At 61.8% G+C, this 22,437-nt stretch carries 17 protein-coding genes; 12 read left to right on the forward strand and 5 right to left on the reverse strand.

Annotated features, from left to right (window positions below; translation table 11 throughout):
• The first annotated feature begins 61 nt into the window (after window positions 1-61).
• Window positions 62-778: a peroxiredoxin gene (locus AC1RKJ_RS02585; protein ID WP_492789338.1), complete on the forward strand. Its 717-nt coding sequence runs from the start codon at window positions 62-64 to the stop codon at window positions 776-778.
• A gap of 112 nt (window positions 779-890) precedes the next feature.
• Window positions 891-2,237: a peptidoglycan DD-metalloendopeptidase family protein gene (locus AC1RKJ_RS02590; RefSeq protein WP_492789339.1), complete on the forward strand. Its 1,347-nt coding sequence runs from the start codon at window positions 891-893 to the stop codon at window positions 2,235-2,237.
• Between the two features lie 12 nt (window positions 2,238-2,249).
• On the opposite strand, the gene AC1RKJ_RS02595 is transcribed toward AC1RKJ_RS02590, so the two are convergent.
• The 4 genes from AC1RKJ_RS02595 to AC1RKJ_RS02610 form a co-directional block, all read right to left on the reverse strand.
• The gene (locus AC1RKJ_RS02595; protein WP_492789340.1) at window positions 2,250-3,188 is read right to left on the reverse strand and encodes a DMT family transporter; all 939 of its coding nucleotides are present in this window, start codon (window positions 3,186-3,188) and stop codon (window positions 2,250-2,252) included.
• Between the two features lie 65 nt (window positions 3,189-3,253).
• A protein-coding gene (gene prfB, locus AC1RKJ_RS02600; RefSeq protein ID WP_492789341.1) for a peptide chain release factor 2 occupies window positions 3,254-4,385 on the reverse strand; the annotation gives its coding sequence in 2 pieces (ribosomal slippage) (window positions 3,254-4,315 and window positions 4,317-4,385; 1,131 coding nt in all).
• Window positions 4,386-4,491: 106 nt separating this feature from the next.
• Entirely contained in the window at window positions 4,492-6,978 is a 2,487-nt protein-coding gene (locus tag AC1RKJ_RS02605) for a penicillin-binding protein 1A (RefSeq protein ID WP_492789342.1), read from the reverse strand.
• A 194-nt stretch (window positions 6,979-7,172) separates the two neighbouring features.
• Window positions 7,173-8,402: an N-acetylmuramoyl-L-alanine amidase gene (locus tag AC1RKJ_RS02610; protein ID WP_492789343.1), complete on the reverse strand. Its 1,230-nt coding sequence runs from the start codon at window positions 8,400-8,402 to the stop codon at window positions 7,173-7,175.
• A 770-nt stretch (window positions 8,403-9,172) separates the two neighbouring features.
• Here AC1RKJ_RS02610 and AC1RKJ_RS02615 point away from each other — a divergent pair.
• Window positions 9,173-12,178 (forward strand): Rne/Rng family ribonuclease, encoded by a 3,006-nt coding sequence (locus AC1RKJ_RS02615; protein WP_492789344.1) that lies wholly within the window; start codon window positions 9,173-9,175, stop codon window positions 12,176-12,178.
• A gap of 78 nt (window positions 12,179-12,256) precedes the next feature.
• On the opposite strand, the gene AC1RKJ_RS02620 is transcribed toward AC1RKJ_RS02615, so the two are convergent.
• The gene (locus AC1RKJ_RS02620; RefSeq protein WP_492789345.1) at window positions 12,257-13,450 is read right to left on the reverse strand and encodes a pyridoxal phosphate-dependent aminotransferase; all 1,194 of its coding nucleotides are present in this window, start codon (window positions 13,448-13,450) and stop codon (window positions 12,257-12,259) included.
• 161 nt (window positions 13,451-13,611) lie between these two features.
• On the opposite strand from AC1RKJ_RS02620, the gene AC1RKJ_RS02625 reads away from it, so the two are divergent.
• From AC1RKJ_RS02625 to aat, 9 genes are all read left to right on the forward strand, one after another.
• On the forward strand, window positions 13,612-15,069 hold the full coding sequence (locus AC1RKJ_RS02625; protein WP_492789346.1) for a M48 family metalloprotease: 1,458 nt from the start codon (window positions 13,612-13,614) through the stop codon (window positions 15,067-15,069).
• 59 nt (window positions 15,070-15,128) lie between these two features.
• The gene (locus AC1RKJ_RS02630; RefSeq protein WP_492789347.1) at window positions 15,129-15,893 is read left to right on the forward strand and encodes a DsbA family protein; all 765 of its coding nucleotides are present in this window, start codon (window positions 15,129-15,131) and stop codon (window positions 15,891-15,893) included.
• Window positions 15,894-16,134: 241 nt separating this feature from the next.
• Window positions 16,135-16,590, forward strand: coding sequence for a type II 3-dehydroquinate dehydratase (aroQ, locus tag AC1RKJ_RS02635; protein ID WP_492789348.1), 456 nt, complete (start codon window positions 16,135-16,137; stop codon window positions 16,588-16,590).
• Between the two features lie 39 nt (window positions 16,591-16,629).
• Complete coding sequence (gene accB / locus AC1RKJ_RS02640; protein ID WP_492789349.1) at window positions 16,630-17,118, forward strand: acetyl-CoA carboxylase biotin carboxyl carrier protein; 489 nt, start codon at window positions 16,630-16,632, stop codon at window positions 17,116-17,118.
• A 24-nt stretch (window positions 17,119-17,142) separates the two neighbouring features.
• Window positions 17,143-18,498, forward strand: coding sequence for an acetyl-CoA carboxylase biotin carboxylase subunit (accC, locus tag AC1RKJ_RS02645; protein ID WP_492789350.1), 1,356 nt, complete (start codon window positions 17,143-17,145; stop codon window positions 18,496-18,498).
• Between the two features lie 155 nt (window positions 18,499-18,653).
• Entirely contained in the window at window positions 18,654-20,192 is a 1,539-nt protein-coding gene (locus tag AC1RKJ_RS02650) for a sensor histidine kinase (RefSeq protein ID WP_492789351.1), read from the forward strand.
• Window positions 20,189-20,629 (forward strand): response regulator, encoded by a 441-nt coding sequence (locus tag AC1RKJ_RS02655; RefSeq protein WP_492789352.1) that lies wholly within the window; start codon window positions 20,189-20,191, stop codon window positions 20,627-20,629. The genes AC1RKJ_RS02650 and AC1RKJ_RS02655 overlap by 4 nt, the downstream gene beginning before the upstream one ends.
• Complete coding sequence (locus tag AC1RKJ_RS02660) at window positions 20,626-21,723, forward strand: sensor histidine kinase (RefSeq protein WP_492789353.1); 1,098 nt, start codon at window positions 20,626-20,628, stop codon at window positions 21,721-21,723. The genes AC1RKJ_RS02655 and AC1RKJ_RS02660 overlap by 4 nt, the downstream gene beginning before the upstream one ends.
• A 37-nt stretch (window positions 21,724-21,760) precedes the next feature.
• Window positions 21,761-22,435 (forward strand): leucyl/phenylalanyl-tRNA--protein transferase, encoded by a 675-nt coding sequence (aat, locus tag AC1RKJ_RS02665; protein WP_492789354.1) that lies wholly within the window; start codon window positions 21,761-21,763, stop codon window positions 22,433-22,435.
• Window positions 22,436-22,437 lie beyond the last annotated feature (2 nt).

The following is a 22,437-nucleotide window of genomic DNA, read 5'->3' on the forward strand; positions in this document are numbered from 1 at the left end:
GCCTGACAGCGGCTCTCGCGAATCCCAAAATACCCTGCTGAAAGCGACGAAAGGAAGGCGTATGTCCAAGAAAACCCGTAAGAAATCGTCCAAATCAGCCATTGGCCGATCCGCCGGAAAATCCGGTGACGCAAAAGCCAAGACCGCCAAACGGGCAGCGGCTAAAAGTCCCCGGACCTCCGCCGCCAGCAAGGCTTCCAAGAAGGCCAAAACCAAGAGATCGCCAGCGAAGGGCGCTACCTCCAAAAAGACGGCGGTGAAGACATCAAAACGGTCCGGCATCGAGTCCGCCGTCACACCCGTGCCCAAGATTGCGGTCCTGAGCGAGGGCAATCCGGCCCCAGCCTTTTCGTTGCCGCGCGACGGCGGGCAACTCGTCTCACTCGCGAACTATGCGGGGCGAAAACTGGTGATCTTCTTCTATCCCCGCGCCGACACGCCGGGATGCACCCTCGAGGCCATCGCCTTCAGCCGCCTCGCAACCGCCTTCGCGGCGGCGCAGACCGCCGTTCTCGGCGTGTCCGCTGATGCCGTGACGGCGCAGGAGAAGTTTCGCGACAAGCACGAACTGACCGTGCCGCTAGTCTCGGACGAGAAACTCGGAATGCTCAAGGCCTACGGTGTCTGGGGCGAAAAATCGATGTATGGCAAGACATTCATGGGAATTGTTCGGACAACAGTTCTAGTGGACAGCAACGGTAAAATCGCTCGGATCTGGCGCAACGTGCGGGTCGATGGCCACGCCGACGAGGTGCTGGCGGCTGCGCGCGTCACGTAGGAAATCGCCCGGAAAACCGGCGCCGTTTTCCGAAAATTAACCATGAAGGGGTCAAATCAGCCTCACGTCATTGAGCTGTTCGGAGTGCGTTCCGGCCGGCGCGGGAGTGCTGATGTCGAACCGTTCCGGCCACTATTCTGACCATCATCCCCAACACCACACCGCCCACGCGAAGGCACCGCAGCGCAGACCCGCGCACGGCCATCATCGCCCGGACCGTAACGGCTACACGCTCGTCCATCACGGCAAGGCCGTGCGGTTCGGACCGGTTGTCTTTTGGATCGTCGCGGGATCGATCGTCGTCATGGGCGCTTGGTCCGCTGCAACCGCCACCTATTTTGCGTTTCGCGATGACGTCCTGACACGGCTTATCGCTCGTCAGGCCGACATGCAGTACGCCTACGAGGATCGCATCGCCGAGCTTCGCGCCCGCGTTGATCGCACCACCAGCCGCCAGTTGCTCGATCAGGAGCAATACGATCAGAAGCTCAATCAGATCATGCGGCGGCAGGCGCAACTCGAGCAGCGCGCCGCCGCGCTTAACGCCATGCCCGACACGATCGCGACAGGCTCGATCAAGCCCGCCTCGCGCGCGACCGGTGAGAGCGGTCCCGCCGGGATGCCGAAGCCCTCGCCGATCAACGACACAGTGATTTTCGTCACGCCGCCGGATCGCGAGGCGCGACTCGAATCCCGCACGCCGCCCGCCTCGGTGCCGCGCACCGAATTCGCTCAATCTCAAGGCGTCGACAACGTGCTGGTCAAGCTGCAGACCGCGCTCGACAAGGTCGAAGTCCGCCAGACCGCGGCTTTGGCCTCGGTCGAGGACAGTTACGAATCGCGGATGCGCAGGATGCGCGGCGTGATCACGGACCTCGGGCTTGATATGGCGCAGCTCGAAGCGGCAACGCCCAAGGGCGGGATGGGAGGCCCTTTCATACCGGTGACCAAGCCATCCTCCGATGCCGGAGCCTTCGAGCGGCAGATGTATCGGATTCACCTCACGCGCGCGCAGGTCGACAAGCTCACGCGCACGCTGTCGCTGGTGCCGTATCGCAAGCCGGTCATTGGCAATGTCGAATTTTCATCCGGCTTCGGCGTGCGCAGCGATCCATTCCTCGGCCGTCCCGCCATGCACAGCGGGCTGGATTTCCGCGCGTCCACAGGCGATCCGGTCCGCGCCACGGCGAACGGCAAGGTCGTCAACGCCGGATGGGCAGGCGGCTACGGCCGCATGATCGAGATTGATCACGGCAATGGCCTCTCGACGCGCTACGGGCATCTGTCCGAGATCGGCGTTAAGGTCGGCGAGCAGATCAAGATCGGCCAGGTTATCGGCGCAGTCGGCTCTACGGGCCGTTCGACAGGCCCTCACCTGCACTATGAAACCCGCATTGACGGCGACGCCGTCGATCCGCAGAAATTCCTGCGCGCCGGTATTCGCCTCAGCCAGGGATGACGGCTGGTTCGGTCAGGCAACGCTTGACCGGCCGAGCAACCGGAACACCCGCCCGTCCATCACCAGCAGTGCGCTTCCGATGATGAGCGCGCCGATAATTTCTCGGGTGTCGATTCGCTCGCCTAGAAAGAAGTATCCGAGCAGGATCGCGCTGACTGGAACGAGCAGCGTCACCAGCATCACGTTGCTCGCACCGGAACGGATGACAATCTGAAAGAAGATGATGAAGGCTAGCGACGTCGAGAGAGACGCCAGCCCAAGAATGGCGGATAAGGTGCCTAGACCGGGCATCTGCAATTGCCACGGACGATCGAAAATGCTCGCCAGAACGAGCATCATCAGGCTCGCCGAAATCAATTGAAACGTCGCCGTGCCGATAGGCGGCGAGCCGGCCAGCTTGCGCGTCGCCCACAGCGCCGAAAATCCGAAGAAGAGCGTCGCCCCAAGGCAAAGTCCGATGCCGATGCTCTGTCGGGACATGATATCGAAATCATAGCCCTTCAGGATGACGACACCGACCAAGCCGAGCAGCACGCCCAAGACACGACGAAGAATCAGTTTCTCCGCGCCGAAAGCCGCTGCGACTAGAACCGTGAAAACCGGCGTGGTTGCGTTGACGACCGAGGCCGTCCCGCTCGGGATGTAGGTCTGCGCCATAACGATCAGCGAGAACGGGATCACGTTGTTGATGAGCGCCATGACCGCAAAAGGCCGCCAGCCCGCGATGCCCACCGGAAACCTGATTCCGTTGATCCAGAGCAGCGGCAGCAGGATCAGGGTCGCAATCGACAGCCGCAAAAACACCAGCGTCAGCGGCGGCAATTCCTTCAGCGCGACGCCGGTAAAGAAGAACGTGCCGCCCCACAGCATCGACAGGAAAAACAGCCGCGACCAGTCGCGCGCATCGATCTGCAATTCAACGGCTGATGAGTTGGCCCGTACCTGTGTCATGGTGCAGAGGCATACGCGGCGGACCGATGTGAAACCACCCGCTTACCGACAACCCGGGCCTGCGTTTAATCCACGTCGTCGATCGCGCCCGGCGTCGTGCCGAATGCCTTCTGCGCCAGCGTTGCCGCCATGAATTCATCAAGGTCGCCGTCGAGCACGCCCTGCGTATCGGACGTCTGCACCCCGGTGCGCAGATCCTTCACCATCTGATAGGGCTGCAGCACATACGACCTGATCTGATGGCCCCAGCCGATGTCCGTCTTGGCGGCCTGATCGGCGGCCGCTTTCTCTTCGCGCTTTTTCAGTTCGATCTCGTAAAGGCGCGCACGCAGCATGTCCCAGGCCTGCGCCTTGTTCTTGTGCTGCGAACGGCCCGCCTGACAGACCACGGCAACGCCGGTCGGAATATGCGTCAACCGCACCGCGGATTCCGTCTTGTTGACGTGCTGGCCGCCCGCGCCGCCCGAGCGCATGGTGTCGACGCGAACGTCGGACTCGGCGATGTCGATCTTGATCGAATTGTCGACCACCGGGAAAATCGCCACGCTCGAAAACGAGGTGTGCCGCCGCGCATTGGAGTCGAACGGCGAAATCCGCACCAGCCGGTGCACGCCGCCTTCGGTTTTCAGCCAGCCGTACGCATTGTGTCCGCTGATCTGGACAGTCGCGGATTTGATGCCGGCTTCTTCGCCCTGCGTCTCTTCCAGATACTCAACCTTGAAGCCGCGCTTTTCCGCCCAGCGCGTATACATGCGCAGCAGCATAGACGCCCAGTCCTGGCTTTCGGTGCCGCCGGCACCGGCATGAACTTCGAGGTAGGTGTTGAATCTGTCTGCCTCGCCGGACAGCAGAGCCTCCAGCTCCTGCCGCGCGACGTCCTTCTTCAAGGCCTTGAGCGCATTTTCAGCTTCGGCAACGACGGCGTCGTCCTTCTCGGCTTCGCCGAGTTCGATCATGCCGATCTGGTCTTCGAGTTCGCGCTCTGTCTTGCCGATGCCCCCGAGCTGATCCTCAAGCGAGGTCCGCTCCTGCATCAGCTTTTGAGCCTTTTGCGGGTCATCCCAGAGATTCGGATCTTCGGCGAGTTTGTTCAGTTCGGCGAGACGCGCCGTGGATGCATCGACGTCAAAGATGCCTCCTCAGCAGCCCGACTGACTGCTTGATCTCTTCGACAAGGCGTTCGATTTCGGGGCGCATGATAATTCCAGATGCGGCAAGGCCGCGATTCAAAAGATGTGAGGGATGTACCGGCTGACGGGAGCCAGCGCAACTCTGCACGTATCAGATATGGAATACGCGCAGACTAGTAGAGACCGCCCGTACCGGGCCGGAAGATGGCGCGGTCGGCGTCCGGTGAAACGCCGGAACGTCCGTCGGCGTCGGCGACGCCAATAACCGAATAGTTGTCTGGCGGTGCAGTGCCGGGCTTGAAGGCTTCGAGAATCGTCCGACCGCCCTCGCCCGGTCCCACCCGCATGCCGGATTTCGCATCGACACGGATGAGCTTGATCCCGGCAGGCACACGGAACGGCACCGCGGGCTTGTCGGCCAGTGCCAGCTTGAGGAAATCCCTCACGATCGGCGCAGCGGTGTGGCCGCCACTCTGGCCGCGACCGAGATTGCGCGGCTTGTCGTAGCCGATGTAAACGCCGACGGCGAGATCCGGCGAGAAGCCGACGAACCACACGTCCTTCTCGTCGTTGGTCGTACCCGTCTTGCCGGCGACCGGCTTGCCGACGTCGCGGACGACAGTGGCCGTGCCGCGCTGAACGACGCCTTCCATCATGGATGTGATCTGATACGCGGTCATCGGATCGAGCACCTGCTCGCGCCGGTCAACCAGCGTCGGCTCTGCCTGGTTTTTCCAGCCGTCGCCGGCATCGCACCCACGGCATTCGCGCTGGTCGTGCTTGTAGATCGTGTGGCCGTAGCGATCCTGAATGCGGTCGATCAATGTCGGCTTGATGCGCTTGCCACCGTTGGCGAACATCGAATAGGCCGAGACCATCCGCATGACGGTCGTCTCGCCCGCGCCAAGCGCGTAAGACAGGTAGTTCGGCAATTCGTCATAGATTCCGAAACGCTTGGCGTATTCGGTGATCAACGGCATGCCGACGTCCTGCGCCAGCCGCACCGTCATCGTGTTACGCGACAGTTCGAGGCCGGTGCGTAGCGTCGACGGACCGTAATACTTGCCGGTCGAATAGTTTTCCGGACGCCAGACGTTGCCGGAGCCCTGATCGATTTCGATCGGCGCATCGATCACCACCGTGGACGGCGTGTAGCCGTTATCCAGCGCGGTCGCGTAGACGATCGGCTTGAACGACGAACCGGGCTGGCGATAGGCCTGTGTCGCGCGATTGAACTGGCTCTGATCGAACGAGAAGCCGCCCACCATCGCCAGCACGCGGCCGGTCCATGGGTCCATCGCAACCATCGCGCCAGATACTTCCGGCACTTGCCGCAGGCGGTATTGGCCTTCGACCTTACTGCCGTCCTTCGCCAGCAACGGATCGACGTAGACCACGTCGCCGGGCGCCAACACCTGCGTCACGTTGGTCGGCGTCTTGAAGCGGGTCGGACCGGATGCGGCCTTCGCCCACTTCACGCCATCGAGCGAAATGAGACCGGTGTCGCGGGTCTTGAGAACAGCGCCGCCAAGCTCACGGCCCGGCTGGAAACCGATCCGCGCGGATTGATCGCTGGTCTCGAGCACAACCGCCAGCCGCCAGGGCGCGATATCGGACAGAGCCTTGATCTCTGCGAGTTTCACGCCCCAGTCGCCCGAGACGTCGATCTTATGCGGAGCGCCGCGCCAGCCCTGCGCTTCGTCGAAATTGACGAGGCCCGTGACCATCGCCTTGCGCGCCATGGTCTGAAGCTTGGGATCGAGCGTGGTGCGGACCGACAATCCACCCTCGTACAGTTTCTTCTCGCCGTAACGCTCGAACACGTCGCGACGAACCTCCTCGGCGAAATACTCGCCCGCGAATATATGGCCGGAGTTGGAGCGGCTGGTGCTGATCATCGGCTCCTTGCGCGCGGCGACGGCATCGGCCTGCTTGATCCAGCCGTTCTCGGCCAGACGGTCGATCACGTAGTTGCGGCGCTCGATGGCGCGTTCGCGGTTGCGGACCGGATGCAGGCTCGACGGCGCCTTAGGCAGCGCCGCGAGATAGGCGGCTTCCGCGATGGTCAGTTCGTTCACCGACTTGTCGAAATAAACCAGTGACGCCGCCGCAATGCCGTAAGCGCTGAGGCCGAGATAGATTTCGTTGAGATAAAGCTCGAGGATCTTGTCCTTGGTGTAGGTGCGCTCGATGCGCATCGCCAGCAAGGCTTCCTTGATCTTGCGGTTGAACGACACTTCGTTGGTCAGAAGGAAGTTCTTCGCGACCTGCTGGGTGATGGTGGACGCACCCTGCGGACGGCGATTCGAGCCGTAATTCTGCGCATAGAGAACCGCCGCGCGGGCCATGCCGGTGAAGTCGATACCGCCGTGTTCGTAAAAGTTCTTGTCCTCCGCGGCGAGGAAGGCGTTGATCACCTGCTTCGGGATCGCCTGAATCGGCAGATACAGCCGCCGCTCCTTGGAGTACTCGGCCAGAAGCGAACCGTCGGACGCATGAACGCGCGTCATCACCGCAGGTTCGTAATCCTGAAGCTGCGAATAGTCCGGCAGATCCTTGGAGTAATGCCAGATCGCTCCAGCAACCGCGGCAACGCCGACAAGGAACACAATCGTTCCAGCCGCGAACAGAAAGCCCATGAATCGCAACAGCAAGCGCATCGTCAGTATCCGTCTAAAACGTCTGGCGCGATCACCCGAAGCGCACAACCGGGTTTCCGAACCGAACTATACCATTCGCCGCCCGGCGCGTGGATCGATTCTGATCCGTCCCAATCCAATTTTCTATAGAGCCGCCGCTGTGGCCAAACTAGGGCTTTGACGACAATTGCCCTGCGAATTCAAATCGAAGCCGCTTAATTTGAGGATCCTGCCGAAACCACGCGTTTGCCGAGGAAAGCGTCGACCGCCTTGGCCACGGAACCGACCGTGCGGGATCGCCAGCTTTCCGAGACCAGATGCTGAAGGTCGTCCTTGTTGGAAACATAGCCCAGCTCGACCAGCACCGACGGTACGTCATGCGCCTTGAGCACCTTGAAGCCTGCGGACTTGAGCGGACGCTTGTGCATCCGGGCAACGCCCTTCATTTCGTTGACGAGGGTGTGGGCAAAGCGGCTTGAGAATGTTCGGGTTTCACGCTGGGTCAATTCGATCAGGATGTCGGCGACTTCCGCCGGCTCTTCGGTCAGGTTGATGCCTGCAATAGCGTCCGCCTTGTTCTCGGCTTCCGCGAGCTTTTCCGCTTCCGCGTCGGACGCGCGATCCGATAGTGTGTAGACGGTGGCACCCTGCGCATCGCCTTCACGTTTGGGCAGCGCGTCGGCATGAATGGAGATGAACAGTGCGGCCATGTGGCTGCGCGCGATCTTCACTCGTTCGCCGAGCGGGATGAACGTGTCGTCGTCGCGCGTCATGACCACGCGAAACTTGCCGCCCTGCTCGATCCGGTCCCGCAGCGCCTTGGCAAAATCCAGCACCAGCGACTTTTCGTTTTCGCCCGAAGCGGCCTGGGTTCCGTTGTCGACGCCGCCGTGTCCAGGGTCGATCACGATCACCGGCCGGGAATCGGTTGCTTTTGCCGCTCGAGCAGTCGCCGTCGTCTCAACCGTGGCTCCGGCGGCATCGGCGACGATCGCCGGACGCAGTTGGAACTTGTCGTCGCCGGGATGCGACGGCTTGAACGCCGACCGATCGACCGCCGCAAGTTCGACCACCAGCCGCGGCGGCTGGCCGTTCGCGGCGTCGATGATGAAAGCCTTGTCGATTTTTGCCGGACCCGTCAGGTCGAAAACAAGACGTGATCCACCCGGCATGACCAGGCCATAGCGGAAAGCGCGGATCAGCCCACGGCCGGTCGTTCCGGTGCCGGCGGGAAGGTTGAAGGTGACCTGCGGAATATCGACAACGACGCGGTAAGGGTTACCGAGCACGAAGGCGCGGACATCGATCTTGCGATCAAGATCGAGAATGAAGCGGGTTTGCTTGGCGTCGCCAGCGACACGCACGTCCGAGGCGACTGGAAAGGCCGATGCAACTGACGGCTGTGGCGACTGGGATTCGACGGCCCATGCGGCGGGAATCGGCATGCACAGCCATGCTGCGGCGCACACTGGCCAAAATGCCCTCAACGCAGGATGATTTGAGCGGCGCGTCAATGAATCCGATGCCTCCGGATAGCCCTCATAACGCAATAGAACCGCACAGTTAACGACGGCTTACCGCACCCTGGACGATTACGGCGCTGTGTTGCAGCGTTGTGACGCTTCCCTTGCCAGAAAGTCCCATTCGACGTATGTAGGAGGGGCTGACGGTTTAAACTTGCGGTTGTGTCGCGTTCAGCTTCCCGGTGCAGCGCCAGTTCCTCAAATCAACACCTTGAGGTTCTAGTGTACCTTCCGACCCTCCACAGCCAGCGCAGCGCGCGGCTGACGCGGACGGCGGTAACCAGCCCGAGCGGCTACTTTCATAACCGGCGACTGCAGTCGCAAGATTGCAGACCTTCGAGAGCCAGCGCGCGCTAACCGCGCCGCGTTGGCACCGTCAGCAACCAACCCGTTGGCTTCGTCAGCGGCAGGATACGGCGGCACCTTTGCCGCCACATTGAATTAGACGGGCCGACGCTTGATGCGCCAGACTCTATCGCCGAACGGGATCTGTAACAAAATCCCATCAATGCCAGCATCGATACGACGCGACTCTCGTGCGCGCCGCGTTTCGCTGACATTGCAGTCGGCAAGGTGCCTCGGGCGGCGTTTCGGCCTTCCCCTCACCCCCGAATCAGGTGGACCGTTACGTGATCCGGCCAAGCGCCATGCGCTGGCCGCCGCGCGTCCCGTTCGCCGTCAAGAGCTCCAAAATGCCCAACAAAATGCTGATCGACGCCACCCACCCGGAAGAGACCCGGGTGGTTGTGGTCCGCGGAAATCGCGTCGAGGAATTTGATTTCGAGTCTGCCCAGCGCAAGCAACTGCGCGGCAATATCTATCTCGCCAAGGTCACGCGGGTCGAACCGTCGCTGCAAGCCGCCTTCATCGAGTATGGCGGCAACCGGCATGGCTTCCTGGCCTTCAGCGAAATCCACCCCGACTATTACCAGATTCCGGTCGCCGACCGTCAGGCCCTGATCGAGGCCGACGAGCGCGCGCATCGCGAAGCCGAAGAAGAAACCGAAAACCGGTCCAACCGCCGACGGTCCCGCCATCGCAGCTCAAGGCGTCGCGGCAGCGGCGAGCGCGTGCAGAGCGAGATCGTCGAGGGTGCAAGCTCAGAGAACGACACGCAGCAACTGACCGATACCTCGCAGGTCGGCGATCACACGCCGGATCATCCGCACGATGATGCGCACCACGACCATGACCACCTGCATGCAGACGCTCATCATGACGAACACGGTCATGACGCGCACGCTCATGGCGAGCAGCCGGATCACGCCAGCGATGATCGCAGCGGCCACGCGTCGGCCGAACAATCGTTCCCTCCTGCGGAGCACGATGCACCGGCCGCCTTTGCCGGCGGCGACACGCCGGAAACTGCGCGCGACGATGCGCATGAAGGTCACTCTCACGACGATCACGCCCACGACGACCACACGCATGAACATCACGCCGACGATGCTCATGCGGACTCCGTCGCCCCCGGTGGAGACGATCATCAGAACGAGCGCCACGCCGATGACGCCGACAGCGACGGCGAAGACGACGAGGATGACGCCGAGGAAGAGCTCGTCGAGTCGGTCGGTGGCGATGACGTGCTGGAAGAAGTTCCGGAGCGCTCCTTCCGCCCACGCCGCCAGTACAAGATTCAGGAAGTCATCAAACGCCGCCAGGTGATGCTGGTTCAGGTCGTCAAGGAAGAACGCGGCAACAAGGGCGCCGCGCTCACGACCTATCTCTCGCTCGCCGGCCGCTACGCCGTGCTAATGCCCAACACCGCGCGCGGCGGCGGCATCAGCCGCAAGATCACCTCGGCACAGGACCGCAATCGCCTGAAGGACGTGGTGCAGGATCTCGACGTGCCGGAAGGCATGGGGATCATCCTGCGCACGGCCGGCGCATCGCGCACCAAGCCTGAAATCAAGCGCGATTTCGAATACCTGATCCGGATGTGGGAAACTGTCCGCGACACCACGTTGAAGTCGCAGGCCCCGACCCTCGTCTACGAGGAAGGCTCGCTGATCAAGCGCTCGCTGCGCGACCTCTACAACAAGGAAATCGACGAAGTCCTTGTCGCCGGCGAGTCCGGCTACAACGAAGCGCGCGATTTCATGAAAATGTTGATGCCGACCAACGTGCGGTCGGTGAAACAGTATCGCGACGGCCAACCGCTGTTCTCACGCATGGGCGTGGAGAGTCAGCTCGATGCGATGTTCTCTCCGACGGTCACGCTGAAATCCGGCGGGTACATCGTCATCAACCAGACCGAGGCGCTGGTCTCGATCGACGTCAACTCGGGCCGCTCCACCCGCGAGCACCACATCGAAGACACCGCACTCAAGACCAATCTTGAAGCCGCCGAGGAAGTCGCGCGACAACTCCGGCTCCGCGATCTCGCGGGCCTGATCGTGATCGATTTCATCGACATGGACGAGAAGCGCAACAACCGCGCCGTCGAGCGCAAGATGAGCGACTGCCTGCGTCAGGATCGTGCACGCATTCAGGTCGGGCGCATCTCGCACTTCGGCCTGCTCGAAATGTCGCGCCAGCGCATCCGTGCCAGCGTGCTGGAAAGCTCGACCGAGCCCTGCCCGCATTGCGGCGGCTCCGGACATGTCCGCTCGGTGTCGTCCGTCGCGCTGCAGTTGCTGCGCGGCCTCGAAGAAAACCTGATGAAGGGGCCGACCCACAATCTCACGGTGCGCACGCGCACCGACGTGGCGCTCTACGTCCTGAACCACAAGCGCGGCCATCTGCGCGATCTGGAAAACAGCTTCAAGGTGACGCTTGCCGTCATCGCCGATGCAACCATCACTGGCCAGCAATCGTTCGTGATCGATCGCGGCGAAGCTGTTCATACGCTGGAAGCCGCCAAGGCGATCCTCGCGGCGCAGGTCGCGGCGTTCCCGGCCGCGGTCGAGGATACTTACGAGTACGAGGAAGATGAGACCTTCGAGGCGGAAGCCGAGTTCGAAGGCGACGACGAGGAAACTGAAGCCACATCCGCCGATGCCGCACCTGTCGCGGAAGGCGAAGAAGGTCCGCGCCGCAAGCGCCGTCGCCGCAGGCGTGGCCGTGGTGAGACCCGCGATGGCGCAGTGCCCTCCGACCAGAGTGCCACTCCCGACCTTGCGCCGCACACCGACGCTGTGGGCGATGACGCCGAGGAAGGCGACGACGAACAGGATGAACCGAACGGCGAAGCCCGCGCGGACCAGACTGCGAATGGTGAGCGCCGTCCGCGCCGCCGTGGCCGGCGCGGTGGCCGACGACGTCGCGGTGGCAATGAACTTGGTGGAGCCGAAGGCGGACAGCCCGGGGAAGGCATCGTCTCGACGATCGCCGACGACCTCGGACCTCCGCCGGAATCCGAATCCACCGAAGCGGTCGCCGATCTGTCGGCGCCGGCAGAGCCCTCGCGTCAGGAACTGCCCACTTACATCTCTCAGCCGGAACCGGTGACGTCTCAGCCGGAGCCAGTCTCGCATCCTATCTCGACGCCCGAGGATGCGGCGAACGACTCCGCTCCCCGCAAGCGTTCGACCGTGCGCGAGAAGGTGAGCTTCTTCTTCGGCGAGACGCCGAAGCCGGAGCCCACCCCTGTTCAGACACCGACCTCGTCGAGCGAACCGGCTCAGCCGGAGCCTGAGAACGCCCCCGACACGGCCCAGCCGCGCCGTGCGGGCTGGTGGTCGCGCCGCGGAGAGTAACCTCCGGCCAACGTCTTTATATGAAACCGCCCGCTTCACAGCGGGCGGTTTTTTATTTCATCACATTCCGGGCGAGGTTCAACCCTTCGCAAGCCAGCGCGTGATACGTGCAACCGCTTCAACGATCTCCTGCGTCGAGCGCGAGTAGGAAAAGCGCACAAACGACTTTCCGTGGAACGGATCGAAGTCGATGCCCGGTGTGGCAGCGACATGCGCCTGCTGCAGCATGGTCTTGGCGAAGTCGTAGCTGTCGGAATTGAACTTCGAGACGTCTGCGTAGAGATAGAAAGCTCCATCCGCAGGCAGAAATTCCGTCAGACCGACTTTCGGCAAACCGTCGATCAGGATACGGCGGTTCTCTTCATAGCCGTGCTTGATTACATCCATTTCGGCGCGCCCCTCGAATGCCGCTTCCGCTGCCACCTGCGACAGTGTCGGGACCGAGATCGAGAGGTTCTGCTGCAGGGTCTCGACCGAGCGCGCCAGCGTCTCGGGCACCACGATCCAGCCGACCCGCCAGCCGGTCATGCAGAAATACTTCGAAAACGAATTGATGATGATCGCATCGGACGAAAGCTGCGCTGCCGTCACCGCCGGAAACGCGTAATCGAGACCGTGATAAATCTCGTCCGAGATGAACCGGATGCCCGCGCTGTCGGCCGCCGCGATCAGATCGGCCATTGCCTCGCGTGTCATCATTGTGCCGGTCGGATTGGCGGGGCTGGCGACCAGCACACCCTGCAGCGGCGTCTTGCGGTGAGCCTCCAGCAGCATTTCACCGGTGAGCGCGTGGCGTGTCGCACTGGTGGTTTCGATCAGGACCGGCTCGCAGCCCAGCGCGCGCAGGATGTGACGATACGGCGGATAGCCCGGCGAGGTGATTGCGACCCGGTCGCCCGGCTCGAACGCCGACAGAAAGGCCAGCACGAACGCCCCGGAGGAGCCCGTGGTAACGACAATACGCGCGGGGTCCACTTCCTGCGCATAGGTTTCACGGTAGTGCTGCGCGATCCGCCGGCGAAGCGACGGAATGCCGACGGCAGCGGTGTAATCGATCTGCCCGATGTCCAGCGCAGCGCGAGCCGCCGCGATCGCCGTTTGCGGCGCCGGGGCCGCAGGCTGGCCGACTTCCATGTGAATCACATGACCACCCTCGGCCTCGATTCTGGCAGCAGCGGCCATCACGTCCATCACCATGAAGGGCGGCACATTGCCTCGCGTGGAGGGCGTCAAAAGGCCTTTTGCCTTGTCTCTGAGCGTCATATCGAGCATGAAATCTGGTATTCCTTGGCGACGACAGCATGCAGGCAAAAGCACTCCAGCGCGCCGTTGTCCTGCCGCATTCGGCGGCTTGTTAGTCCTTGATTTTAGCACCCTACAGGCCGCCGCTCCATTGCAAAGGTCGCAACCTGCCCGATGCCGCTGACCAAGCCATGACAAATGCCCTCTTGACCGCACCGGCCGAATTCCGGTCACCGCATATCGGCGTGCGGCAATCGCGCACGCGGGTGCGTTCGTCCTCGTTCGGCAAGTTGCTCGCGCGGCGCGCGACGGTGCTCGTCACCGCGACCGCCCTGCTCGCTTCGTCGTGGCCAGCACACGCGCAGCAGCGCGCCAGCGGTCCGCCGTTGTTGCGCGACGCCGAAACCGAGCAACTCCTGCGCGACTACACCCGGCCGATCCTGCGCGCCGCCGGTCTTGAAAAACAGAACATCCAGGTCGTGATCATCAACGATCCGGCATTCAATGCGTTCGTCGCCGACGGACGCCGCATTTTCGTGAACTACGGCGCGTTGCGCGAATCCGACACACCCAACCAGATCATCGGCGTGCTGGCCCACGAAACCGGCCACCTTGCAGGCGGGCATTTGTCGAAATTGCGCGAGCAGATTTCCCGCGCGCAAACCCAGATGATCATCGCCATGCTGCTTGGCCTAGGCGCCGCGGTCGCAGGCGCACGCGCGGGCGCAGGCAACGCAGGCGCGGCCGCGGTCGCCGCGCCGCAGGCCACCATCATGCGCACGATGCTGTCCTACCAGCGGCAGCAGGAAGAGAACGCGGACAAGGCCGGCGTGAAGTTTCTCAATGCCACCGGCCAATCGGCCCGCGGGATGTACGAAACCTTCAAGCGCTTCTCGGAACAATCGCTTTACGCATCCGCCGGTGCGGACCCTTACAATCAATCCCATCCGATGCCTGCCGAACGCGTGAGAGCGCTGGAGGAACTGGCGAAGTCCAGCCCGTATTGGGACAAGAAAGACGACCCGGCTCTGCAACTTCGTCACGATATGATGCGCGCCAAGGTGTCGGGCTTCATGGAGCGCGCGGACACCGTCTATCGCCGCTATCCGGCATCGAACGACAGCTTGCCCGCGCGGTATGCCCGCGCCATCGCGGCCTATCGCCACGGCGACCTGCGCAACGCCCAGGCCCTAATCGAGGCCCTGATCCGCGTCCAGCCCAACAACCCCTACTTTTATGAGCTGAAGGGTCAGGCGCTGCTGGAGGGAGGCAAGCCCGTCGAGGCCATCGCACCACTCCGCAAAGCCGTGCAACTGTCGAACAACACGCCGCTCATCGAGATGTTACTTGGCCAGGCCTTGGTGGCGTCCGAGAATAAGGCTTACGCTGAAGAGGCGATCAGGATTCTGAAGGCCGCGCTGTCACGGGAACCGGAAGCAGCGCTTGGCTACACGCAACTCGCGATGGCCTATGGCCGCAAGGGAGACTACGCCGAGGCCGATCTCGCCTCTGCTCAGGCAGCCTTCATACGCGGGGACCAGAAGACAGCGCGGGATCTCGCCTCGCGCGCCAAGACACGGTTCGCCATCGGCACCCCCGGATGGGTCAAGGCTGACGATATTGTAAACACTAAGCCGATAAAGAATTAGGCCGACAAAGAACTGCCCTCCGGCCTCAAGCCGGTCCACACAGTCCCGAAGGAATTCTCATGCTTTCGTTCCGCTCACTCGCTCCTTACGCCTTCGCATTCGTGCTGGGTCTGCCCGTCGCATCGCATGCGCAGACGTTCAACGACAGCCAGCGCAGCGAGATCCAGAAAATTCTCAAAGACTATCTCGTCGCAAATCCGGAGATACTCGAGGAAATGTCTGCCGAGTTGCAGAAGCGGCAGGCGGTGGCGGAATCTGAAAAGCATCGGGCCGCAGTCCAGCGGAACGCGGACGTGATCTTCAAATCGCCGCGCGGCGTTGTCGTTGGCAATCCTAACGGCGACGTCAATTTCGTCGAGTTTTTCGACTACAACTGCGGCTACTGCAAAAAGGCCATGACCGACATGATGCAACTCATGAAGGCCGACCCGAAGCTGCGCATCGTGCTGAAGGAATTTCCGGTGCTTGGACCAGGATCGGTGGAAGCCGCCCAGGTCGCGGTCGCGGTCCGGATGCAAGATCCGACCGGCAAGAAATATCTCGACTTCCACCAGAAGCTGCTGAACGGACGCGGACAGGCCGACAAGGCACGCGCCATGGCTGCGGCCAAGGAAGCCGGCGCCGACATGGCGAAGCTGGAAAAAGACATGGTGAGCCCGGAAGTCAGCGCGACCCTCAACGAGAACTTCAAGCTCGCCGAGGACATGGGCCTCAACGGCACGCCAAGCTACGTGATCGGCAAGGATGTCGTGGTCGGCGCGCTGGGCGTCGAAGGTCTGTCCAAGAAAATATCCGAAGCCCGCTGCGGCAAGGCGACCTGCTGAGCACAGAATAGCCGTCCAGCCCGGTCCCAAGGGCTGGACGGCCCCCCCGATCGACATCCGTTAAGATTGGTTAACCAACGATTTCTAGCCCTTCTATCGGGCTTTTCAGGTGGTTTCTGAACCATTTGGCAGGGGACGGAGCCCCCGTTCAGGCTTCCCTCCCGGCCTCTTGTTGCCTATAAACCGGCCGAAGCCGCGCGCGCCGCATCATTTCGCCGACATTGCTGGATTTGGTTTTCGGATGGCAAAGACGATTTTCGTGCTCAACGGGCCGAACCTTAATCTGCTCGGCACACGCGAGCCGGAGACGTACGGCCATCACACGCTCGCCGATGTGGAAAAGCTTTGCCAAGACAGCGCGGCCCGTTATGGCCTGACCGCCGATTGCCGTCAGACCAACCGCGAAGGCGAATTGATCGACTTCGTCCATGAAGCTGGCGCGAAGAAAGCCGCCGGCATCATCATCAACGCGGGCGGTTATTCCCACACCTCGATCGCGCTCCACGACGCCCTGGTCGCGGTCAAGATCCCGACGGTTGAAGTCCACGTGTCGAACATCTATGCGCGTGAATCCTTCCGTCATCACTCATTCGTCGCGTCGGCCGCGGTGGCAACACTGTGCGGTTTCGGAATCGACGGCTATCGCCTCGCGATCAGCGGCCTCGCCGCCAAGATCGGCGCCAAGGCGAAACCCTGATCTCGCTCATTCGTAATTCAAGAAAGCTTCGGATTGCACATGGCCTCTCAGCCACCAGACAAAACGACCAAGGAAAAGCCGGTCAATGAGCGGGAGCTCATTCGCGAACTGGCAATGCTGCTCGACGAAACCAATCTCACTGAAATCGAGATCGAGCGCGCCGGATTGCGCCTGCGCGTCGCGCGTAATATCAGCGTCGCCGCGCCGGTATCCTATCAGCCAGCGCCAGCCGCCGCGGCGCCGGTATCAGCTGCTGTTCCGGCCGCCGCCGCGCCAGCCGATGTTTCGAAGCATCCAGGTGCAGTGCCCTCGCCCATGGTCGGTACCGCGTATCTGGCATCCGAGCCCGGCGCGAAGCCGTTCATCGATGTCGGCAGCAAGGTGAAGGTCGGAGATACGCTCATCATCATCGAAGCGATGAAGACGATGAACCAGATCCCGTCCACGCGTGCCGGCACGGTCACGCAAATCCTTGTCGAAGACGGCCAGCCGGTCGAATTCGGCGAGCCGCTCGTCATCATTGAATAATCGTTCTCACCGTCAGGCGCTGCGATGTTCGACAAGATCCTGATTGCCAATCGCGGCGAGATTGCATTGCGCGTGCTGCGCGCGTGCAAGGAGCTGGGCATTGCCACCGTCGCGGTGCATTCGACCGCCGATGCGAACGCCATGCACGTCCGGCTCGCGGACGAAAGCGTCTGCATCGGACCGCCGCCCGCGAAAGACAGCTACCTGAACGTGCCGGCGCTGCTTGCCGCGTGCGAGATCACCGGCGCTGACGCAGTTCATCCGGGTTACGGCTTCCTGTCCGAGAACGCGCGCTTCGCGGAGATTCTCGCCGACCACAATCTGCATTTCATCGGCCCAAAGGCCGAGCATATCCGCCTGATGGGCGACAAGATCGAAGCCAAGAAAACCGCGCAGCGTCTCGGCATTCCTGTCGTGCCCGGTTCAGACGGCGGCGTCGGCCCCGGCGATGACGCCATGGCCATCGCCAAGAAGATCGGCTTCCCGGTTCTGGTGAAAGCGGCCGCCGGCGGCGGTGGCCGCGGCATGAAGGTCGCTCCGACCGAAGCTGACCTGTTGCTGGCACTGTCCACCGCGAGCAACGAAGCCAAGGCCGCATTCGGTGACGGATCGGTCTATCTGGAAAAGTATCTCGGCAAGCCGCGTCACATTGAAATCCAGATTCTGGGCGACGGGCGCGGCGGCGCGATCCATCTCGGCGAGCGCGACTGTTCGCTGCAACGCCGCCACCAGAAGGTCTGGGAAGAAGGCCCCTCGCCCATCCTGAGCGCAGCCGCGCGGGCGAAGATCGGCGAGACCTGTGCGAAGGCGATGCGCGAGATGCAGTATCTCGGCGTCGGCACCATCGAGTTTCTCTATGAAGACGGCGAATTCTATTTCATAGAAATGAACACGCGCATCCAGGTCGAGCATCCCGTCACCGAAATGATCACCGGCATCGACCTCGTGATCGAGCAGATTCGCGTCGCCGCAGGTGGCGATCTGCCGTGCACGCAGGATGAGATCGTGATCAACGGCCACGCCATCGAGTGCCGGGTCAACGCCGAGAATCCCGTGTCCTTCCGGCCGTCGCCGGGCAAGATCCTGCAATACCATCCGCCGGGCGGCCTCGGCGTGCGGATCGATTCAGCCGTTTATCAGGGTTACATCATCCCGCCCTATTACGACTCGCTGGTCGGCAAGCTGATCGTCCATGGTAAGACCCGTGGCGAATGCCTGATGCGGCTGCGGCGCGCGCTGGACGAGATGGTGGTCGACGGCGTGGAAACCACACTGCCGCTGTTCCGCGGGCTGGTGCGAGAGCCCAGCATTATCGACGGCGATTATCATATTCACTGGCTGGAACATTACCTGGCCGCAGGCGACACCAAGACGTCTTGATCCCTGTCCGCGCGGGCTTGAGCCTCCGTTCCGGCGATGGAACTAAATTCCTTTCTGCACGTTATCTCCTGTGTAAGCTATGCGCACGGCGGCAGGGGTACAAAGTTGAATTTCCAGCGGTTTCCTCGTTTTGACCATACAGGGGCGCGGTTGAAGTGGCCTTGAACGCCGCTCGCCGACGCACGATCTGGCAGATTGCCCTCCTGTTGGCGGGCTTTTTTGTGCTGGTCGCGATCAGTGTCACGTCCGTTGTGCTGGTCAACAAGGCGCGCGACGACAGCCGCTGGGTCATTCACACCGTCGAAGTTGAAAACCAGTTATCCACGGTTCTGCTGGATATACGGCGCGCCGAAAGCGCCGCTCGCGGCTACCTGTTGACGACCCAATCAAAATTTCTGACGGAGCATGAAGAAGCTGTTGCACGCGTTCCATCCGGCGTCGACAAACTTGCCGCTCTGACCACCGACAGTCCCGTTCAGATCGACAACGTTAAACAACTCCGCCCTGCGATAGAATCCCGCCTCGCCGATTTTGCAGTCGCCGTCGATTATGTGAAACGGAACGACATTCCCGGCGGCGTTGCGATGTTGCGGGACTCCGCCGGCACGTCCGTTCAACGCGTCGGTGAGATCGCAGCCGCGATGCGCGCCGAGGAGAACCGGCTGTTTCAGATGCGAACCGCAGCGGCAGATCGCAGTCAAAGTCTGGCAGCCATGGTCACGGCAGCCGGTTCGGGACTTGTGCTGCTGCTTGCAGGCATTTCGATCTTTCTGGTACGGCAATCCACTCGCGCGCGCGACGACGCCGAGCAGCAATTGCGCAACAACAATCTCAATCTCGAAGCTACCGTCGAAACGCGGACCGCTGACCTGCGCGAAGCAAACGACGAAATTCAGCGGTTCGCCTATATCGTGAGCCACGACTTGCGCTCACCGCTCGTCAACATCATGGGATTTACGAGCGAGCTTGAAGAACTGCGTACCGACATTTTCAGCCGCATCGCCCGCTACAGCCGGGCTGCCGCCAAGGTCGACGCAATACCCGAGCCTATCGGCGACGCCGACCCCGCAGATGCGCCGGAGCTTCAGGCCGAAGACAAGCAACTTTCCCAGGACTTTTCCGAAGCGCTCGGCTTCATCAAGTCGTCGATCGGCAAGATGGACCGACTCATCTCGGCCATTCTCAACCTGACGCGGGAAGGCCGCCGCGATTTTCACCCCGTCCCGATCGATACGCGCGAATTGATCGAAACTATTATCTCGTCGGTCGCCCATCAGGCGTCCGAAGCGGATGCACAAATCCGAATCGAGCCGCTGCCGAATATCGTCAGCGACCGCCTGGCGCTGGAACAAATCTTCTCCAACTTGATCGACAACGCTCTCAAATATCTCCGACCGGGCGTACCGGGCGACATCCTGATCAAAGGCCGTCATAAACTCGGCTTTGTCATCTTCGACATTTCCGATAATGGTCGCGGCATCGATCCGAAGGATCACCAACGGATCTTCGATTTGTTCCGGCGGGCCGGTCTGCAGGACCGTCAGGGTCAGGGAATCGGCCTTGCTCATGTCCGCGCCCTGGTGCGCCGGCTGGGCGGCACCATCAATGTCTCGTCAGAGCTTCACAGGGGCAGCACCTTCACGGTGACCCTGCCCGCGCGGTGGAATTTTGGAACGCAAGGAAAAGTAGAATGAGCCTGCCAGTCAAAATCATCATGATCGAGGACGACGAGGGGCACGCCCGTCTCATCGAACGCAACATTCGCCGCTCCGGCGTCAACAACGAAATCCTGCCGTTCGCCAATGGTACCGATGCGGTGAAATACCTGTTCGGTGGAGACGGCACCGGCGTGGAGCACAAGGATCAGGCGCTGCTCATCCTGCTCGACTTGAATCTGCCCGACATGACCGGGATCGATATCCTGAAACGGATCAAGGAAAACAACCACATCAAGTGCGCTCCCGTCGTCGTTCTGACGACAACGGACGACGAGCAGGAAATCAAACGCTGCTACGAGCTGGGTTGCAACGTCTACATCACCAAGCCGGTGAACTACGAAAATTTCGCCAACGCCATTCGGCAGTTGGGCCTGTTCTTTTCAGTCATCAAGGTACCCCCCGTCAAAACATGAAAACAGCGATGCCCTTGCTTCTGTACATTGACGACGATGCGGATCTTGCGCGCCTGGTGGAGCGCGGGCTCAAGCGGTATGGCTCTTTCATCGTCGAGCACGCCGCCGACGGAATGAGCGGCCTCGCGCGCATTCGGCAAGGCGGAGTCGATGTGGTAGCACTCGACCAGCATATGCCAGGCCTCGACGGTCTGGAAACACTGGCAGAGATCCAAAAGATTCCAGGCGCGCCTCCGGTCGTCTTCGTGACGGCATCGCAGGACAGCACAATTGCAATTACCGCACTCAAGGCGGGTGCGGCCGACTATCTCGTCAAGGATACCCAGGGCGAATTCCTCGCTTTGCTCGATGTTGCTGCCAAGGGTGCGTACGAACAGGCGCTCGTACGCAAGGCTCGCGACGATGCGGAAGCGGAAGTTCACGCCTCGCGTGACCGCTATGCTGCACTGGCTGCGGAACGTGAGGTGCTGCTGCGCGAAGTGAACCACCGCGTCGGCAACAGCTTGCAGATCATCGCTTCGCTGCTGCACCTTCAGGCAAATTCAAGCAACGATGACGACGTGAAGACGGCGTTGACCAATGCGATGGGCCGCGTCGCAGCGGTCGCGCAAGTTCACCGCCGCCTGTACACGTCGCAGGATCTGAAGTCGGTGATGCTCAACCAGTATCTCGAAGCCCTGCTTGAGGATCTGCGGCGCTCGGCCGAAGGCAACCGGATGTCACGGCTGACGCTGAAAGCGGAGCCGGTCGAGATCGATCCGGATCGCGCCGTCGCGATCGGCATCATCGTCAACGAACTGGTGATGAACGCCGTCAAGTATGCCTACCCCGATGGCGCCGGCCCGATCCACGTCGAACTTTTATCGTGCGCAGACGGACTGAAGCTAACGATTTCCGATGATGGCGTCGGCTTGCAGGTCAAACAGAATCCGCAATCCACCGGCATGGGCCAGCGCATCGTCAGCGCCATGGCCGCCAAGCTCGAAACCAAAGCCGAGCGGGATCCATCCCATTCCGGCACACGCATCGTGCTGTTGCTCAAGAATACCGCATTGCCGCAAGCCAGACAGGCCATCAGCGCCGACACCGCTTGACGGTCGCAGGCGTCCGCCCGACCTGCTATGGTTGCGTATGAGTTCGCGTGACAACGCATCGTCCGAGATTACGCCAAGTGTTTTGCTGCGCGCCTACGCTTGCGGCATTTTTCCGATGTCGGAGAGCGCCGACGACCCGACGATCTTCTGGGTCGAGCCCGAGCAACGCGGCATTATCCCGCTCGACGGTTTCCGTGTCGCGTCCCGTCTTGCGCGCACCGTTCGGTCGGATGTCTTCCGGGTCACGGTCAACACTGCGTTTAAGCAAACCGTCGCCGGATGCGCCGCGCCGCAGCCCGGACGCGACGATACCTGGATCAATGGCCGCATCCGCGAATTGTATACGTCGCTGCACGACATCGGTCATTGCCACAGCGTCGAGGCGTGGCAGGGCGACGAATTGGTCGGTGGGCTATATGGCGTCAGCCTCGGACGCGCGTTCTTCGGCGAGAGCATGTTTCACACGGCGCGGGACGCGTCGAAGGTGGCGCTCGTGCATCTGGTGGCGCGTCTCATCACCGGCGGATTCGTGCTGCTCGACACGCAGTTCGTGACCGACCATCTGCGCACGCTCGGCGCGATCGAAGTGCCGCGCCGGCGCTACCGCATGCTGCTGGATGATGCCGTGACCGGCAGCGCGGACTTCTTCGCGCTTCCGATGGACCGCCCGATCACGGGTGAAGAAGCGCTCGCGCGCCTCAGGCAACCCTGACC

It is taken from the genome of Afipia sp. GW822-FHT04G07, assembly GCF_058800765.1.

Coding starts and splice junctions, on each gene's coding strand:
- AC1RKJ_RS02660 (WP_492789353.1), top strand. CDS start 20,626: ATGAAAACAGCGATGCCCTTGCTTCTGTACATTGACGACGATGCGGAT.
- AC1RKJ_RS02620 (WP_492789345.1), bottom strand. CDS start 13,450: ATGCTCGATATGACGCTCAGAGACAAGGCAAAAGGCCTTTTGACGCCC.
- accB (WP_492789349.1), top strand. CDS start 16,630: ATGGCCTCTCAGCCACCAGACAAAACGACCAAGGAAAAGCCGGTCAAT.
- AC1RKJ_RS02630 (WP_492789347.1), top strand. CDS start 15,129: ATGCTTTCGTTCCGCTCACTCGCTCCTTACGCCTTCGCATTCGTGCTG.
- AC1RKJ_RS02595 (WP_492789340.1), bottom strand. CDS start 3,188: ATGACACAGGTACGGGCCAACTCATCAGCCGTTGAATTGCAGATCGAT.
- accC (WP_492789350.1), top strand. CDS start 17,143: ATGTTCGACAAGATCCTGATTGCCAATCGCGGCGAGATTGCATTGCGC.
- AC1RKJ_RS02605 (WP_492789342.1), bottom strand. CDS start 6,978: ATGCGCTTGCTGTTGCGATTCATGGGCTTTCTGTTCGCGGCTGGAACG.
- aroQ (WP_492789348.1), top strand. CDS start 16,135: ATGGCAAAGACGATTTTCGTGCTCAACGGGCCGAACCTTAATCTGCTC.
- AC1RKJ_RS02625 (WP_492789346.1), top strand. CDS start 13,612: ATGACAAATGCCCTCTTGACCGCACCGGCCGAATTCCGGTCACCGCAT.
- aat (WP_492789354.1), top strand. CDS start 21,761: ATGAGTTCGCGTGACAACGCATCGTCCGAGATTACGCCAAGTGTTTTG.
- AC1RKJ_RS02610 (WP_492789343.1), bottom strand. CDS start 8,402: ATGCCGATTCCCGCCGCATGGGCCGTCGAATCCCAGTCGCCACAGCCG.
- AC1RKJ_RS02615 (WP_492789344.1), top strand. CDS start 9,173: ATGCCCAACAAAATGCTGATCGACGCCACCCACCCGGAAGAGACCCGG.
- AC1RKJ_RS02585 (WP_492789338.1), top strand. CDS start 62: ATGTCCAAGAAAACCCGTAAGAAATCGTCCAAATCAGCCATTGGCCGA.
- AC1RKJ_RS02655 (WP_492789352.1), top strand. CDS start 20,189: ATGAGCCTGCCAGTCAAAATCATCATGATCGAGGACGACGAGGGGCAC.
- AC1RKJ_RS02590 (WP_492789339.1), top strand. CDS start 891: ATGTCGAACCGTTCCGGCCACTATTCTGACCATCATCCCCAACACCAC.